This window comes from Gardnerella sp. c12Ub_1 (assembly GCF_055804375.1).
The window spans coordinates 87,340-104,194 of record NZ_JANUZC010000001.1 but is presented as its reverse complement, the minus strand read 5'-3'; the positions used below and the strand labels follow the sequence as shown (position 1 = coordinate 104,194).

Here is a 16,855-nt window from a genome sequence, read left to right as displayed (position 1 = left end):
TATTTTTGGCTTTTATTTAAGACTCTTATTTAAGACTCTTTGGCGCAAAGTCAAAGTCACCATTTATTAAATCCACTACCCCACAAGTTTTCATTCCAGCTAAACGAGCTGATTTTAGTGCTGCATCAGAATCCTCAAAAACAGTGCAATCGCTTGGTTTTACGCCAATTCGCTTTGCTAAGTCAACATAAGTTTTATAGCTATTTTTTGCATTACTTTCTAAATCTTCTCCAAAAATCATCAAATCAAAGTAATCATACAAATCCGTACGCTTTAACGCAGCAACGCATAAAGACTTAGAAAGAGTAGTTATAAGAACAGTTTTCGCACCCGTTTTACGCAAATAATCAACGTAATTTTTAGCGCCTTTTCTAAGTGGCAAATGCTTTGCGTATGCGTCAAAAGCCATGTCTTGCCACTCTTTCATTAAATCTTCGGGAGAATCCGTAAAACCAAAGCGCTCAATAACGTAATCCGCAACTTGGCGAGGTGTCATTGTTGCCGTGGAATCAGCAAAATCGGCAGGCACTTTAATACCGCGCTTAGCAAAACTCTCTTCGTCTATCTTGTCCCAAACGTTCAAAGAATCAAGCAAAGTTCCGTCAAAATCAAAAATCGCAGCACAATTTGAATTATCAACTAATGCATTTTCGCTCATATTATTAATCCCGATTATCTTTGATATTAACCCTATTATTCTGTTTTAGAAAAATCTGTTTTAGAAAAATTACTTTGAATTAGCTTAAGATTTTTCATTAGACTTTACTATTTTCAAGCAATTCTTTTGCATGATCCAAAGATGCTTGCGATTGGCTTCCCGAAAGCATTCTTGCGATTTCGCTTTGGCGGCTAATCTCATCTAATTTGGTAACAGTTGTATCTGCAAAACTAGAATTCTCGCCAGAATCCGCACTAGAATCAGCTCCAGAATCAGCTCCAGAATCCGCCGCGCTTTCAATCTTTTTTCTAACAACAAATTGAACGTTTGCAAAAGCTGCTACTTGAGCTAAATGCGTTACAACAATCACTTGTGAACTTTTAGCAAGCAAAGCCAGGCGCTTGCCTAACTCTACTGCTGCAACGCCTCCAACACCTGCATCAACTTCGTCGAAAATAAACGTCATTGATTGATTATTACTGCGATTTTGTTTTGCGCTAACAAGCTCCATTGCAAGCATAAGCCTACTGAGTTCTCCACCCGAAGCACTACTGCCCATTGGCAAATAGTTAGACGCAGGGAAAGGCTTAAAAAGAAACTCAACACTATCTAAGCCGTGCACGTTCAAATCAAATTTTCCGTCCTTGTTTTTATCGCGCTTAGAAACATTAATAAAAAGTTGCGCATCTGGCATAGATAAGGATTCAAGCTCTTTGCTAACTTCGTCGCTAAACTTTTTTGCAACAACTTTGCGCGTGCTATAAAGAGCTTCGGCAAGTTTTTCAGCGTCTTTATAAGTCTTCTCGCACAAATCTTTAGCGCGCGCAACAGCTTCTGGCGAATCATCCAAATCTTCAAGCTCAAATTGCGCTTTTTTGGCCCACTCTAAAACATCGTCAATTTGCGGGCCCCATCTGCGTGTTAAATCGCTTAAATCGTGAATACGATTGTTAATAGCGTCTAAATCTTCCTGACTTTCATCAACATCTAACTGCTGCGCAAGTTGCATAACAATGTCGGAAATTTGGGAAGAAATATCGTCAAGTTGATTTGCAATCGCGCTATAATCTCCGTCAACTCGAATTGAGCGAATTGCCTTAGATGCATTGTCTACCAAATGTAATGCGTCAACTGAATCTATTGCGCCATAATCAATTTGACTTGCGTCTAACGAAGAGATTGCTTCGCTAATAGCTCCAACGATTTGAGCAGCGTTTTCTATGCGATCTCTTTTAGCTTTAAGATTTTCATCCTCATTTGGTTTTGGATCGATTTGGCGAATTTTTTCTAACGATTCACGCAAATAGTCTGCGCGCTGCCTAGAAGACGATTGCTGATTTATAAGGCGATTATATGATTCAACGGCACTTTGCCACTTATTAAACGCGGATTCATAGTCTTGCAATTCTTTAGAATTACAAGAGATTGAATCCAAGAATTCACGCTGCTTTGAGGCTGTTGCTATGCGAAGCTGATCGCTTTGACCATGAATTGTTATTGTGTGCGAGCAAACGCTTTCTAGCAATGATTTTGGAACAGAATAACCAGATATTACAGCTCTTGATCTACCAGTTTTTGGAACAGATCTAGATACGTAAACTTCTTCTTTAGAATCGTCATCTTCACATTCTTCGGCATTAATCCCAGATTCTTGCAATATTTGCGCAACATCGCTGGATTTTGACACAGAAAACACGCCTTGCGCCCACGACTCATTTGCAAAAGATGATACTTTTGCAGAATCTGCTTTTCCTCCAGATATAAGCTTTATAGCACTTAAAAGCATAGACTTTCCAGCACCAGTTTCGCCAGTTATTGCAGTCATTCCTTTAGAAGGCGTAATAACAGCGTTAGAAATTGGGCCTAAATTACGAATCTCAAGTTCTTCAAGCACAAATACCCCCTATAGGTTTAGATTATTAGGGACGATTGAATATTCTGCATTACAGTCAGCATTGCCATCAGCGCTATCTACACTTGCACCATCTACGCATGCGCTATCTTCATAATTTCTATCGGTTTCATTATGAAGATTTGCTTCATAAATCTTAGGCTTAGCGGCCACTTTTCTGCGATTTTCACGCCATCCAACAACTGGCAAATCAAACTTAGTAACTAATCTTTGCGTAAATGGAACGCCAGAAAGTCGTGCCAAAAGCAACTCATCTTTAGATTGCCTAATTTGAATCCTAGAACCTTGCGGCAAAGCTCTTTGACGCCTTCCATCGCAACAAATCCACCCACCAGAAGCTGATTCTTGCAAAATATCAATCGTAAAAGTAGAACCTGCTCCAATAATCAATGGTCTAGAAAAAAGCGCGTGTGCAGCCAAAGGAACAAGTTGCAAAGCCTCAACATTTGGCCACATAATCGGCCCACCTGCAGAAAACGCGTACGCAGTAGAACCAGTAGGCGTAGAAACAATCACGCCGTCACAGCCAAAAGACGACATTTCAACATTGTCAACGCGAATCGAAAGCTCCACCATTCGCCCACGATCTGCCCTATCTAAAGTAATATCATTAAGCGCCCAATCACTTAAAGGCTCGCTCGCTCCAGGGAGCCAAACATCTACATGCGCTTCCATTCTATGCTCTAAAAAGTAGTCTTTTTGCGCAATTCTTCGCACAGCTTCATCTATCTGGAAGCTCTCAAATTCCGCCAAAAAACCAACATGCCCAAGGTTTATTCCAATAATTGGAACAGGAGTGCAATGCACTAATTCTGCAGCTTGAAGCATTGTGCCATCCCCACCTAGCACAACAACAATTTCCGTATTTTTATCTACTCCTTGAGCGATTTTTTGCGCAAAATCCGAAACTGCAGCACTATGAAACACACTAACATTAAAACCAGCATTTTTAAGCTGAGTAGTAACTTGATTTACAACAGCACTGTTGCCATCAAGACGCGCATGCGTAACCACAAGAGCATTGCGAGAAGCAGAATTACCTTCTAAACGTTCTTGCATAGCACCCCCTTTGTAGCTATTTGTAGATTAATCGTAGCTTATTTACAGATTAATCGTAGCCTAATCGCAGCTTTACAAACATTAATAGTTATTGTAATTGTTGCACTACATATTGTGCATTAATCTACATATTGCAATATTGCACATTAATCTTATGCAAATATTTATCAAACAATCTCTTGACTATTAAATTTGACTATTAAATCGCGCATAAAGAAGATATTCAACGTTCCCGTGAGTTCCCTCTATAGGTGATTCGCGAGTTGCAATAACGCTTAAACAATTGTTTTTAGCGCATTCTTTAACATTTTCTAAGGCTTTAAGTCTTAGGTTTTTATCTGTTACAATTCCGTGCTTGCCAAGATTTCCTTTACCAACTTCAAATTGCGGCTTTACAAGAAGAACAATATTCGCGTTATTTTGCGCAATACGTGCAATTACTGGAATCACAAAGCTAAGAGATATAAAAGAGACGTCGGAGACTATAAGATTCGGCTTGTATGGCAGATCTTCCGCGTAAACATTTCTAATATTTACGCCACTCATTTCAATAACGCGCGGATTGCTTGCGATTTTTGTGTGCAATTGACCGTGTCCAACATCTAAAGCTATAACGCGATTCACGCCATTTTGCAACAAATAATCGCAAAAACCGCCAGTGGAAGCGCCAATATCTAATGCTTTAGTATTTGAATCAACTTTTAATCCTAAATTCTCAAATAAACAGAATGCACCTTCGAGTTTTAGTGCTCCTCTAGAAACGTATTTAACACAAGAATTTTCTTCTTTTGATTCGTCAAGACTTATTTTTTGCGATTTTTTCACTAAAAATGACGATTTTTTAACAATGCGATTATCTACTTTCACTACTCCAGACTTGATTAAGCGTTGAGATGTAGTTCTACTCTTCACTAAACTGCGATTTACAAGCGCGCAGTCTAAGCGCTGAGCTAAATCATCTTCGTCTAGCATTAAAAACCTCGCTTAAAGTATAAAGTCGTAAATCGCAAGTCGTAAGCCACAAATCACAAAGCCACAAGTCACAAATCACAAAGAAAACTCTGGAAGAATGTAATCTTCAAGCGATTTTCCACTATCCATTAAGCTCCAAGCGAGCGCACAAGCAGCTCGCAAAGCATTGCAATCATTAGGATTGTTTACTTCAATAGTGTTACAAACGATTTGTGCTCTAGAATCGCCGCACGTAAACGTAGAATCGTCAACGCGCTTTGAAGCAACATGCACCTCGTTCAATCCCCTTAAATCCTTAGAAACAAAGCTTGGTCGCAAGTGTTTTGGAGCTTCAAGCAGCATGCGCGGATTGGTAACGCCCGTAAGCACTAGAAGCGACTTATACCCTCCTCTGGTACCTGCTTCAATGTCTGTGTCTAATCTGTCTCCTACAGCCAGCGAGTGCTCAATACTTATTACAGGATTTCCAAATTCGTCTTTTTGCGCATATTCTTTAATATCTTCATCGTTGTGCTTTGCGTTTGCAGCAACCAACAATCGCGCTTCATCATACATTGCACACTCGGGCTTTCCAGCAGACGCAATAGGCTCTACTCCAGTGGCATTTACTACAGCTTGAATCATAGAACCGCATCCAGGAGCTATACCGAATTCACGTGGAATTGTTAAATCGCGATTAGTAACAAAATACTTAGCTCCGCGCTCTACAGCAAAAGCGACTTGTGCCATTTCTTGCCAAGTCATTTGCGGATACCAGCCTTGAATAACGGCTTTTGGATTATCTTTACAAGACTTTACTGGATTAAGACCAGCGCTACGAACCTCTTGTACAAGATGATCTGCGCCTAAAACTAAAACGTTTGAACCGCTTGGAACATATCGAGCAACCATTCGAGCAGCTACAAGTGAAGACGTTATGATTTGCCACGGCTCTACTTTTAAGCCAAAACTTTCTAGCTGACTTGCTACAACTTCTTGAAAACGAGAAGAATTATTAGTTGTGTATTCAATAAACATGCCATTTTTTTGAGCATTTTCAATTGATTCGGCTGCGTATTCAACGGATTTTCCGCCTCTATACACTACGCCATCTAAGTCAAGCAAAGCTAAGCGAAAATCCTTGCTTAACGCAGATTTACTATTTGAAAAATTCGCTCGTTCATCAAGTTGCATAAAATATCCTCACGATTTTAAGAATACTAAAGTAGAAAATGCCCAGCTTACTATACTTTTACAATACAGAAGCCGGGCTTAGAAAATATGATTTATACTATTCCTCTTTAGGATTAACTGCATTCATCTCTACAGTTTCAGTATTATCTGCGATTTGTGAATCTTCGTCTGAATCTTCGTCTGAATCGTCGTCTGAATCGTCGTCTGAATCATCATCCGAATCATCATCCGAATCATCATCAAAATCATCATCTGGAGCAAATTGCGCATCATCTTCACTAATGCCAACTTCGTCCATAATCGCATCATTAAGATGTTCCAAATCATAGTCAATTACAACATCTTCTGGATTTTCTTCGTCTTCAATATCTGCATACTGCTCTTCTAAGCGATCCAGCAAAGAATCAAGCTCAATCGCTTCATCGCTTCGCCCAGCCTCCTCAAGGAAGTACTGCTCCGCTTGCACAGCGCGCATTCTATACTCGCCAGGCAAGCCCTTAGACCTGCCCATTGCGTGAACAAGCTCAATCGCCTTATCTGCATGGTTTGTATCCGCCAAAACGCCTGCATACACAAGGAACATTTCTGCCTTAACTTCGCCACTAACGCTTTTAGCTTCGTCCGACATACAAATTTCTAGCGCTTTATCGAGGTTGCCCATACCGCGCTCGCAATCTGCAATAAATGGAAGGTAATCCGTGTAACCATTCATTCGCATAGCCGTTCTAAACTCGCGTGCAGCAAGCTTATAATCGCCTTGGCGGTATGCAATAAATCCTAGCGTTTCGCGCGAAAAATCAATGCGAGATGCCTGCTTTGCAGCCCACTTTGCATGTTCTAAAGCAAGCTCTGGATCTTCGTCTTGCAAAGCGTATGCAGCGAGAATATGCAAGCCAATGTTTTCGGAATGCTCCTTAGAAAGACCACGCAGACGCTCACGAGACTCCTTAGAAAGCATTGAATATTCTAAGCCCTTAGGCATTTTTGGCTCGCCTGGACGCCTATCGGTATACGGGTTTTGAGATGGGTAAGAAACAGTTCCATCCGAGTTTCTACGAGGACCATTTTCAAAGCGGAAAGACGACTTCGAATCGTGCTTTCTAGAATCGTTCTTCTTAAATCCACTCTTGTGGAATCCGCCGCGATTGTCATTATTATCGCGGTTAAACCTGCGCTCACCATCGCGATCAAACCTGCGCTCGCCACGTTCTACGCGATTATCGCGATCAAACTTCTTGTATCTTGGATTTCCCGATTCTTTTGAATCAGACTCAAAACCACGATTCGTGCGCTTATTGTAATCGCTATGATTGTATCGATTATCGCGATTGCGCTTATCTTCGCGATTATACCTATCTTCGCGATTATCTTTTCTGTCAAACTTGCGATTATCGCGATCAAACCTGCGCTCAGTATCGCCATCAAACTTGCGATCCGCGTTCTTCTTAAAACCGTTCTTCTTAAAGCCACTCTTGTGGAATCCATCCTTGTGGAATCCATCCTTGTGGAAACCGCCGTGATTTTCCTCACCTTTATGGAACCCACCTTTGTGGAATCCTCCGCGATGTTCCCCGTTCTTACCGCCATTTTGACGGCTAAAATGGCCACGATTACCAAACGACTTACCACTACGCGATCCGCGTTCTTCGCCCATTATTGGCATACCTTTCAAAGTCTAAAAATATAAAATTATACTAAAATCTAATGCTAAAAACAAATCAAGCGCACTTAAAAACTACGCGCGCTCAACTGCACCAATAGCCTTCTTGCCTCTACGAATCAAAGCAAAACGACCGTGCAAGAATGAGCTATCGCTCAAAACGTCATCAACGCTTTCTACGCGATTATTGTTAACGTACAATCCTCCAGCTTCAATAGCTCTACGAGCCTCGGAAATAGTGCGGAACAATCCAGCAGCAACAGCGGCTTCAACAACACGATCTGCAACATGCGCTTTAGCAAATTCCAAAGTGCCATCTTGTGCTTTAACTTTAACGCCGTCTAAAGCAGCTTCAAGAGTTTGCTCGTCAATTCCAGCTAAATCACCCTTGCCAAAAAGCGCTCCAGAAGCAGCAATCGCCTGATTTGTAACATCCTCGCCATGCACAAAACTTGTAACTTCCCAAGCGAGCACACGCTGAGCTTCACGACTTCCTGGATCTTCTTGAATCTGCTTTTCCAAACGCTCAATCTCGCTCTTAGGTAAGAACGTAAAAGCCTTAAGAAGCTTAACAACTTCATCATCTGGCTGATTAAACCAGAATTGATAGAAGCGATAAGGGCTAAGAATTGTAGGATCAAGCCACATTGCGTTACCCTCAGATTTTCCAAACTTACGACCTTGATTATCCGTAATAATTGGGCTTGTAAACACGTTTACAGAAGCTCCGCGAACCTTACGAATCAAATCCATGCCAGAAGTCAAATTACCCCACTGATCAGATCCGCCAAGTTGCAAAGTAACGTTGTAATTATCAAACAAGTACAAAAAGTCGTTTCCTTGCAAAACTTGGTAGCTAAACTCAGCGAAAGAAATGCCTTCGTCGGAGTTTAAGCGGCGAGCAACAATATCTTTAGAAAGCATTGTGCCGACTCTAAAGTTCTTGCCAACATCGCGCAAAAAGTCGATAGCAGACATTTTAGAAACCCAGTCGTAGTTGCTTACAAAACGAACAGGATTTTCTCCATCAAGAGGCAAAATGCGGCCGATTTGCTTGCGCAAACGCTCCGCCCATCCAGCAACAATATCTTTAGAATTAAGCGTGCGCTCTCCGCTTTGGCGAGGGTCTCCAATCAAGCCCGTAGCACCGCCAACCAAAGCAATAGGATGATGGCCTGCAGCTTGCAAATGACGCATGTTAATAAGCTGAACAAGATTGCCAATATGAAGCGATGCAGCAGTAGGATCGTAGCCGCAATAATAAGTTAATGGTTCTCCGTCAAGTGCTTGAGCAAGTTGATTTTCGTCAGTAGATTGAGAAATCAATCCACGCCACTTTAGCTCTTCAAACAAAGAAGCAAATCCAGCTTCTTTGTAATTCCTCACCTGAGCCATTTATATCTCCTTATTATTGCAAAAATTACCGAAAGTATCGGGCGCATTTGCGCGCTACAAGCCTTTCAATTTTGGCAGCACATGGAGACACTCTTATAAGCTGTTCCGTCGCTTACAGATTCAGCGAATTTCTTATACTCACTAATCGCAAGCTGAGCTTGATTAATTTGCTCTTTTACGCGCACAAAAGCTGTTCCGCCTTTGCCACATCTAGAAGAAACAGAGCCATAGCTAGAAAGAACAAGTCTAAGATCTGGTATTTTATTTGCATCAATAATGCCGTCTAAAATCGTTGCATAATCGTCGTTACTCAAATCGCTTAAATCGCATTTAAGACTTTCGGCACGTTTTACGCATAATCCCGATAACGTATGAGCATTGCGGAAAGGAACACCTTGTTTTACAAGCCATTCTGCAATGTCTGTAGCAAGAGCGAAACCAGTTGCAGACTGCTCAAGCAAGCGAGGCGTGTTAAATCGCATTGTTCTAACCATGCCTGCAAATGCTGGAAGCAAAACTTCTAGAGTGTCGATTTGGTCAAAAACCGCTTCTTTATCTTCTTGCAAATCGCGAGCATATGCGGTTGGAAGGCCTTTAAGAGTGGCCATTAATCCAGTTAAATCTCCGATTAATCGCCCTGCTTTTCCTCTAGCAAGCTCCGCAATATCTGGATTCTTCTTTTGAGGCATAATCGAAGAGCCAGTAGAATAAGCATCGTCTAAAGTTACGAACGCAAATTCTTGAGTATTCCATATAATAATCTCTTCGCTTAAGCGAGAAATATCAACGCCAATCATAGATGCAATAAACGCAAATTCCGCAACAACATCGCGGCTTGCTGTAGCATCAATCGAATTTGCGCAAACAGCGGAAAAACCAAGCTCTTTAGCAACTTCTTCGGGGTCTAAGCCAAGAGTGTTGCCAGCCAATGCCCCTGCTCCGTATGGACTTTTGTTTGCGCGCAAATCCCAGTCCGCAAGGCGATTTACGTCTCGCAAAAGCGGCCAAACATGAGCCATTAGCTGGTGTGCAAGCAAAATTGGTTGAGCGTGCTGCATATGAGTGCGGCCAGGCATTACAGCATCTTTTGCTTCTAAAGATTGAGCGACTAAAGCATTGCAAACATCTAACACTAGTGCCGCTAACGCGCGCGCGTGTCTGCGCAAAAACATGCGTATTAAAGCTGCGATTTGGTCGTTTCTAGAGCGGCCAGCTCTAAGTTTTCCGCCAAGTTCGCTTCCTGCAATCTCAAGCAAGCCGCGCTCTAATGCTGTTGCTTCGTCCTCGTCTTCTTCAATTGGAGCAAAAGTGCCATTATCTACGCGGTTTTGCAACTCGTCTAGCGCTTTGCAAAGATCTGCGTATTCTTGATTTGTTAATAAACCTGCACGATGCAAAGCGTGTGCGTGCGCGCGAGAGCCTGCAATATCGCCATCCGCTAACCGCCAATCAAATTGCGTTGACTTGCTAAGCTTTGTGAGTTCCGCAGAAGGCCCCGAGCTAAAACGGCCGCCCCACAAGGCTATTGGATGATTAGTGTTGGCATTTGCGCTGTCATTGGCATTTGCATCGTGCATAGTTATTCTTTCGTCTTTTTAGTTGTTTTTAGTCGTTATTAGTTGTTCTTAGTCGTTCTTTGCAACGCGCATATCTCGAGCGGCAGCAACTTTACTAGACAATCCGTAGATTTCAATAAATCCGTTGGAAGCGCGCTGGTCGAAGGTATCGGAAGAATCGTAAGTAGCCAAGTTAAAGTCATACAAAGACTCATCCGACTTTCTGCCTGTTACAACAGCCTTTCCTGCGTACAAAGTCATGCGAATATCTCCAGAAACATGCTCCTGCGTCTCGTTTATAAACGCATTCAAAGAACGCACAACTGGCGAGAACCACTGGCCGTCGTACACAAATTCTGCCCACTTTTTATCTAGAGCACGCTTAAGCCTGTGCTGTTCGCGCTCCAAGCAGCAATTTTCAAGCTCTTGATGCGCTGTAATCAAAGCTTGCGCGCCTGGAACTTCGTACAATTCGCGAGACTTAATGCCAACTAAACGATCTTCAATAATGTCGATTCTGCCGATTCCTTGAGCGCCTGCCCTTTGATTCATCTCTTCAATTGCTTGAAGCGGAGTTACGCTGTGGCCGTCAATCGCAACTGGCACGCCTTTTTCAAATGTGATTGTAACTTCGTCTGGAGTTTTAGCTTCCAAAGGATTCTTTGTGTAAGAGTAGCATTCCTCGATTGGAGCATTCCACGGATCTTCCAAAAAGCCCGTTTCAATGGCCCTTCCCCAAACATTTTGGTCAATGGAATATGGGCTTTTCTTGCTTTGAGTAATCGGAAGATTATGGTCGTTTGCAAAAGCGATTTCCACATCTCGAGTAAGCGACAAATCACGAATTGGGCTAATTGCCTTTAATTCTGGGTCTAAAGACTGAATCGCAACTTCAAAACGAACTTGATCGTTTCCTTTACCCGTGCAACCGTGCGCGATTGTATCGGCATCAAATTCGTGCGCTGCGTGAACCAAGTGACGAGTAATAAGCGGCCTAGAAAGCGCGGAAACTAAAGGATACACGTCTTCGTAAAGTGCGTTTGCTTTTAATGCGAGCATGCAATAGTTATCTGCAAATTCTTCGCGAGCATCAACTACATACGATTCAACAGCACCGCATGCTAAAGCGCGGTTTTTAATCACTTCTAGCGCTTCTCCACCTTGACCAACGTTTAGCGAAACAGCTACAACGTCTTGGCCTGTTTGCTCTTTAAGGTACGGAATTGCTACAGATGTATCGAGGCCACCCGAATACGCCAATACAATACGCTTCTTATTAGTCATAGCGACCTCCCACGGTCATATATTGAATAAATAATATTGAATAAATAAACAATACATAGTATATTATACAACTATATATACAATCTCAACACGCGCAGAAATACACCATTTTGGCGATTCGCGCTTAGAAGTATTTAATCAAAAACCAAAACAAAGATAATACTTATACAGTTAACAGATATGCTTAGTAGGCACAATTTTAAGGCATAATTTTATAAGCATAACTTATAAGCATAATTTATAAACATAATCGCAAATGCGTTATAAATATTTTTTATTCGGAACTGTTAACTCAACCTTAAACCCACCGTATTTGCTTCTGCTTATATCAACCGTTCCATTATGAGCGCCAATAATCTGCTGAACAATCAGCAGACCCAAACCATGACGCTGTTCTGCAGTACTTGTATCGCAAATCATATAGTGCGGTGCATGATTAAGCTTGTCGATTTTTTCATCTGAAGCACCTATACCGTTATCTTCAACACAAATAATACAATTATTATTATTTTCAGCAACGGATACATAAATCGTACACCCATTTTCATTGTGAGATATGCTGTTCTGAATAAGATTAGATATTGCTCGTTTTAATAAATCTTTGTCTACGCTAATATTGCAAACAGTCAATTTAGCATCTGTTTCCCACTTAATCGAAAACTCATCTTGCATACCCATATTCATAAAGTCCACAACAACTTGCCTAACAACAGCAACAACATTTTCTTCTTTTTTCATAATTGGTTGCATATTATATTCAAGTTTTGAAGCCAAATTAAGGTCATTAATCAAATTCTTCATTCTTGCACTTTGCTTAATAATCATCGTCGCTTTTTTACGATCTTCTTGCGAAATATGGAGAGAATTTTCTAACTGTCCTGCATACCCCATAACCATAGATAACGGCGTACGAATATCATGTGAAACTCCAGCTATCCAATTCGCTCTTGCAGTCTCCTTTTTTCTCAATTGTTCTTTTTGTATTTGCAAAATATCGGAAGCAGAATTTATGTTAGATGAAATTTCTGAAAGCGCTCCTGTTTCTGGAATATGCACGCTTTCTCCACTAGATAAACGTTGTATCCCTTTTGTAATCGGATTAATTGATTTTAGTAGTTTTATATTAGCTATTAAATAAATTCCAAGAATAAGCAAAATGTTGATGAAGAATACGCTTAAAAGAATCTGCGGAAAATTTGAGATTAAACTGTATTTCCAACTTGGTCGTGTATGTTTCCAAAAGCTTTTATGCGGAAATCCGACTACGACAACTCCATTCTTATTATCACCCGTGTAAGTTGGATAACCATCAATATAACCAACGCTCAAATTAGCTACATCAGACAAAGTATAATCGTTTGGAATAGTTGCAGGAACGTCTTTTGTTTTCCATACGACTTTCAATGTATTATTATCAATCAAAATTGCCCATGCGCCAGAATTTGTCAATTTGGAAGACATATTTTTTGATAATACATAATCCCCACTTGCGGATAATTGTAATGCTTCTCCCGTCTCTTTGGCTATGCTATAAGGAGACATCTCTTTATCGGGAGCGTAATTTCCTATAAGTACAATAAACGCAATAATATTCATTAATACTATAAGCACAGCGCTTAGTAGAAAAATACTTATAAAGCGTTGTATTAGTTTTGGTATGCTTTTCATTCTGCTTTACTCCACAATCAGCTTATACCCTAAGCCTTTAACTGTTATTAAAGAAACAGGCTGCGATGGATTGAGTTCTATTTTTTCTCTGATACGACGTATATGTGCCATTAAAGAATTTTCATATCCAAAAGGATTATCACCCCATGCAGCTTCACATAACGCGTCAATTGTTACAATGCATCCAGCATTTCTATAAAGTGCAGAAAGTAAATCATATTCTTTGGCTGTGAGTGGAATATGTTCGTTATTTTTTATTACTTGGGCAGAAGAAAAATCAATCTGACTATTTTTCAGTTTAACAATGGGATTTTCGCTCTTGTAGCTTCGTCTTAAAATTGCCATAATGCGAAACGTTAGCTCTTTTGGAAGAAACGGCTTTACAATATAATCGTCTGCTCCTAAGTCAAATCCCTTAAACTTATCTTCATCTTCACCGCAAGCAGTAAGGAATAAGATAGGACAATCACTATATTGTTTTATCTGCTTCATTAACTCAAACCCATTACCGTCGGGGAGCATAACATCAAGGATTGCTAATTCTGGACGTAATTTTTGTGTTGCCTCTACAGCATCTTTCATGCTTTTTGCAGTAGTTATATTATGAAAACCATATTCGCTTAATATGGATACAACCATATCTAAAAGTTCCTGCTCATCATCAACAAGTAGCAGATGCTTGTTCAATAAATAATCATTCCGATTCATGGAGAACCCCCTAACATATATTATGCCATGTGAATATTCATTTTTTGACCTCGAATAAAAATGTAAGGTAGATGTAAGGTGAAGAGAATGTTGTAGAAAGGTTGACGCAATATCATAGATTCCGAAAGGAGATATTGCCATGAACAATATTGTTACAACAGAACATTTAACAAAAAAATATAAGTCATTTATTGCTGTTAATGATGTTTCACTTCATATTCGCAAAGGTAGCATTTACGGCTTTCTTGGGCCAAATGGAGCTGGAAAATCTACAACAATGAAAATGCTCCTAGGGCTTACAGCTCCAACAAAAGGTGCATTTACAATCGACGGAAAAAAGTTTCCTGCCGATCGCATACCTATTTTGAAAGAAATAGGCTCATTTATTGAATCACCATCTTTCTATGCAAATCTAACAGGTAGAGAAAATCTTGACATTATACGTCGCATTTTAGAACTACCTAAGAGTGCAGTTGATGACGCATTAGAATTAGTAGGTCTTTCTGAGTTTGGAGACCGTCTTGCAAAAAAATATTCGCTTGGCATGAAGCAAAGGCTTGGTCTTGCTGGAGCATTGCTTGGTAGACCACCTATTTTGATTTTAGATGAGCCAACAAATGGACTCGATCCATCTGGCATACACGAAATCCGAAATCTGATTAAGTCACTGCCAGATCTTTACGATTGCACGATTCTTATTTCTTCTCATATGCTATCCGAAATTGAGCTTATTGCAGATGATATTGGAATACTTAATCACGGACACTTGTTATTTGAAGGTAGTTTAGATGAACTACGACAGAATGCATTACAATCTGGTTTTGCTTCCGACAATTTGGAAGATATGTTCCTATCCATGATTGATGAAGACAATAAGATCAGGAAGCAGAGTGCAAGACTATGAAAACGCTTGTAATCGAACTAAAAAAATGCAAGAGAACTGGCTTTATAGCTCTTATGATTGCTATTGGCATTATGGGAGCAGCGTACGCTTTTGTGAATTTTATTGTACGAAAAAATACATTATTAAACCTGCCTTTAGCTCCTATGGATATTCTTCTTACACAGCTTTACGGCATGATTATGGTGTTAAACATGTTCGGCATAATAGTCGCAGCATGCATTATCTACAACATGGAATTTAAGGGAAATGCAGTAAAAAAGATGCATATGCTGCCTATGAGCGTTCCTGCTATGTACCTATGCAAATTTATTCTGCTGACTGTTCTATTACTAATCGCTATTTGCATACAAAATTTAGCACTTGCAAAAATCGGTGTAACAGATTTGCCACAAGGTACGTTTAATGTAAGTACTCTTATATCTTTTGCTGCATATTCATTTATTACGTCAATGCCTGTATTGTCCTTTATGATTTTTGTATCATCACGATTTGAAAACATGTGGGTAACGCTTGGAATTGGTGTAGCAGGATTTTTAAGCGGCATGGCATTGGCTTCGTCAGACATTGTGCTTTTTATGGCATCACCTTTTATAGTTATGCTAAAACCAGCAGTTGCCATGAGCGCGCAACCTAATACTACGGTCGTAATCGTATCCATAGTTGAAACACTTCTGTTTTTATGTTCTGGATTGTGGGCGGCTAAGAACCTGCACTATGAATAAAAACACGCACTATAAGTAAAAACTTGCACTATATAACTATGAATAAGGAGACTATGAAAATGAGATTTTTTGAACTTCTTAGAATCGAATTTAAGAAAGTAAAGCGTAGTAAAATTATTCCTTTGATTTTTATTGCACCACTAATTGTGGTTGGATCTGGTGTAGCAAGCCTTCATAGATACTTCACTCCAGAATATACACACGCATGGGCTGCTATGTTTATTCAAAGCGCATTAGTCTATTCATACTATTTGCTTCCGCTTAGTATGATTGTTATTTGCGTGATGATTGCAGGACGAGAAACAAGCAATAACGGAATACTAAAAATGCTGGCACTGCCTGTTAGCAGATACGCGATTTCTGCTGCAAAATTTTGCGTACTGCTATTTTATTTGCTTATGGAAATGGTCGTATTTTTTGCCGTATTCGTTATAGCAGGATTGTTTGCAACCAGTAGCACAGGAGTTACAGAAACGCTCCCAATTATGTATCTATTAAAATGGTGTTTAGATCTGTTTTTGACTATGATTCCAAGCGTAATAGTCATGTGGGCGATTACTGTGCTTTTTGAAAAGTCAATGCTATCCGTTGGATTAAATATACTTCTTGTTATTCCTGGCGTATTAATAGCAAATACTCCACTTTGGATAGTTTATCCTTATTGTTACAGCGGATATATGGTTTCCCGCTCTCTACATGCAGTTACATCAACAGGATTAGGAAACGGATTTAATCTTATACCATTTTTGCCATGTGCAATTGCAATATCTGTGTTTGTATTTTTGATTGCAATAACACAATTTGGTAAAAAAGAAATGAGATAACAAAAGATACTAAATAACAATGCAACGAAATAACAAATGCAGATGTGAATTGCAAAATTGCGTATAAGGTTTTAGCTATACACAAAACGCGTAAAACGTTCAAAACGCTCAAAACGCAGTATGGAAACAGATAGAACAAAAACAAAAAGCTTTCGGTTTTGAATGCCCCTAGTAGCAAACAAAACCGAAAGCAACACACTCAAAGCTCTAATCTCTCAACAAGGTTCTAGCGACGAATGGATAAGAATATCACAGATAATAACAGTAAAAACTAAATAGACAGAATTGAAGCCAATAAAATCTTGTTCCAGTGTATGCATAGCAACATGTTATGCATACAGTTATGCATACACTGGAATA

14 protein-coding genes are annotated in these 16,855 nt (G+C 40.0%); 3 read left to right on the top strand and 11 right to left on the bottom strand.

The annotated features are described in order from the left end of the window. Window positions 1-25 precede the first annotated feature (25 nt). The 11 genes from NYP65_RS00440 to NYP65_RS00390 form a co-directional block, all read right to left on the bottom strand. Complete coding sequence (locus NYP65_RS00440) at window positions 26-658, bottom strand: HAD family hydrolase (protein WP_004132088.1); 633 nt, start codon at window positions 656-658, stop codon at window positions 26-28. Window positions 659-755: 97 nt separating this feature from the next. Then, complete coding sequence (recN, locus tag NYP65_RS00435) at window positions 756-2,552, bottom strand: DNA repair protein RecN (RefSeq protein ID WP_060785468.1); 1,797 nt, start codon at window positions 2,550-2,552, stop codon at window positions 756-758. A 9-nt stretch (window positions 2,553-2,561) separates the two neighbouring features. Continuing rightward, window positions 2,562-3,629 carry an NAD kinase gene (locus tag NYP65_RS00430; protein WP_004132084.1) on the bottom strand — a complete coding sequence of 356 codons (1,068 nt, stop codon included), beginning with the start codon at window positions 3,627-3,629 and terminating at the stop codon, window positions 2,562-2,564. 186 nt (window positions 3,630-3,815) lie between these two features. Beyond that, window positions 3,816-4,601 carry a TlyA family RNA methyltransferase gene (locus tag NYP65_RS00425; protein WP_473410453.1) on the bottom strand — a complete coding sequence of 262 codons (786 nt, stop codon included), beginning with the start codon at window positions 4,599-4,601 and terminating at the stop codon, window positions 3,816-3,818. Window positions 4,602-4,676: 75 nt separating this feature from the next. After that, window positions 4,677-5,774, bottom strand: a complete 1,098-nt coding sequence (locus NYP65_RS00420; RefSeq protein ID WP_473410452.1) for an HAD-IIA family hydrolase — start codon at window positions 5,772-5,774, stop codon at window positions 4,677-4,679. Between the two features lie 97 nt (window positions 5,775-5,871). Beyond that, entirely contained in the window at window positions 5,872-7,428 is a 1,557-nt protein-coding gene (locus tag NYP65_RS00415; protein WP_473410451.1) for a tetratricopeptide repeat protein, read from the bottom strand. Between the two features lie 81 nt (window positions 7,429-7,509). Beyond that, a complete protein-coding gene (gene tyrS / locus NYP65_RS00410) occupies window positions 7,510-8,829 on the bottom strand; it encodes a tyrosine--tRNA ligase (protein ID WP_473410450.1) in 1,320 nt (439 codons plus the stop codon). Between the two features lie 65 nt (window positions 8,830-8,894). Then, window positions 8,895-10,406, bottom strand: coding sequence for an argininosuccinate lyase (gene argH / locus NYP65_RS00405; RefSeq protein WP_415696664.1), 1,512 nt, complete (start codon window positions 10,404-10,406; stop codon window positions 8,895-8,897). Window positions 10,407-10,454: 48 nt separating this feature from the next. Beyond that, window positions 10,455-11,669, bottom strand: a complete 1,215-nt coding sequence (locus NYP65_RS00400; RefSeq protein ID WP_415702171.1) for an argininosuccinate synthase — start codon at window positions 11,667-11,669, stop codon at window positions 10,455-10,457. A gap of 261 nt (window positions 11,670-11,930) precedes the next feature. After that, complete coding sequence (locus tag NYP65_RS00395) at window positions 11,931-13,337, bottom strand: sensor histidine kinase (RefSeq protein ID WP_473410449.1); 1,407 nt, start codon at window positions 13,335-13,337, stop codon at window positions 11,931-11,933. Between the two features lie 6 nt (window positions 13,338-13,343). After that, the gene (locus NYP65_RS00390) at window positions 13,344-14,045 is read right to left on the bottom strand and encodes a response regulator transcription factor (protein ID WP_004574609.1); all 702 of its coding nucleotides are present in this window, start codon (window positions 14,043-14,045) and stop codon (window positions 13,344-13,346) included. A gap of 139 nt (window positions 14,046-14,184) precedes the next feature. Between NYP65_RS00390 and NYP65_RS00385 the strand changes: the two genes are divergently transcribed. Genes NYP65_RS00385 through NYP65_RS00375 form a run of 3 tightly spaced genes read left to right on the top strand, consistent with a single transcriptional unit; the run spans window position 14,185 to window position 16,495 of the window. Continuing rightward, on the top strand, window positions 14,185-14,949 hold the full coding sequence (locus NYP65_RS00385; RefSeq protein WP_004132070.1) for an ABC transporter ATP-binding protein: 765 nt from the start codon (window positions 14,185-14,187) through the stop codon (window positions 14,947-14,949). Further along, window positions 14,946-15,671, top strand: coding sequence for an ABC transporter permease (locus NYP65_RS00380; protein ID WP_020757887.1), 726 nt, complete (start codon window positions 14,946-14,948; stop codon window positions 15,669-15,671). The genes NYP65_RS00385 and NYP65_RS00380 overlap by 4 nt, the downstream gene beginning before the upstream one ends. Window positions 15,672-15,730: 59 nt before the next feature. After that, complete coding sequence (locus NYP65_RS00375) at window positions 15,731-16,495, top strand: ABC transporter permease (RefSeq protein ID WP_004132068.1); 765 nt, start codon at window positions 15,731-15,733, stop codon at window positions 16,493-16,495. The last annotated feature ends 360 nt before the right edge of the window (window positions 16,496-16,855 follow it).

Excerpts from the sequence above, each read along its gene's own strand:
- NYP65_RS00400 (WP_415702171.1), bottom strand. The coding sequence starts at position 11,669 with ATGACTAATAAGAAGCGTATTGTATTGGCGTATTCGGGTGGCCTCGAT.
- NYP65_RS00430 (WP_004132084.1), bottom strand. The coding sequence starts at position 3,629 with ATGCAAGAACGTTTAGAAGGTAATTCTGCTTCTCGCAATGCTCTTGTG.
- NYP65_RS00395 (WP_473410449.1), bottom strand. The coding sequence starts at position 13,337 with ATGAAAAGCATACCAAAACTAATACAACGCTTTATAAGTATTTTTCTA.
- NYP65_RS00415 (WP_473410451.1), bottom strand. The coding sequence starts at position 7,428 with ATGGGCGAAGAACGCGGATCGCGTAGTGGTAAGTCGTTTGGTAATCGT.
- NYP65_RS00385 (WP_004132070.1), top strand. The coding sequence starts at position 14,185 with ATGAACAATATTGTTACAACAGAACATTTAACAAAAAAATATAAGTCA.
- NYP65_RS00380 (WP_020757887.1), top strand. The coding sequence starts at position 14,946 with ATGAAAACGCTTGTAATCGAACTAAAAAAATGCAAGAGAACTGGCTTT.
- NYP65_RS00390 (WP_004574609.1), bottom strand. The coding sequence starts at position 14,045 with ATGAATCGGAATGATTATTTATTGAACAAGCATCTGCTACTTGTTGAT.
- tyrS (WP_473410450.1), bottom strand. The coding sequence starts at position 8,829 with ATGGCTCAGGTGAGGAATTACAAAGAAGCTGGATTTGCTTCTTTGTTT.
- argH (WP_415696664.1), bottom strand. The coding sequence starts at position 10,406 with ATGCACGATGCAAATGCCAATGACAGCGCAAATGCCAACACTAATCAT.
- NYP65_RS00425 (WP_473410453.1), bottom strand. The coding sequence starts at position 4,601 with ATGCTAGACGAAGATGATTTAGCTCAGCGCTTAGACTGCGCGCTTGTA.
- NYP65_RS00420 (WP_473410452.1), bottom strand. The coding sequence starts at position 5,774 with ATGCAACTTGATGAACGAGCGAATTTTTCAAATAGTAAATCTGCGTTA.
- NYP65_RS00375 (WP_004132068.1), top strand. The coding sequence starts at position 15,731 with ATGAGATTTTTTGAACTTCTTAGAATCGAATTTAAGAAAGTAAAGCGT.
- NYP65_RS00440 (WP_004132088.1), bottom strand. The coding sequence starts at position 658 with ATGAGCGAAAATGCATTAGTTGATAATTCAAATTGTGCTGCGATTTTT.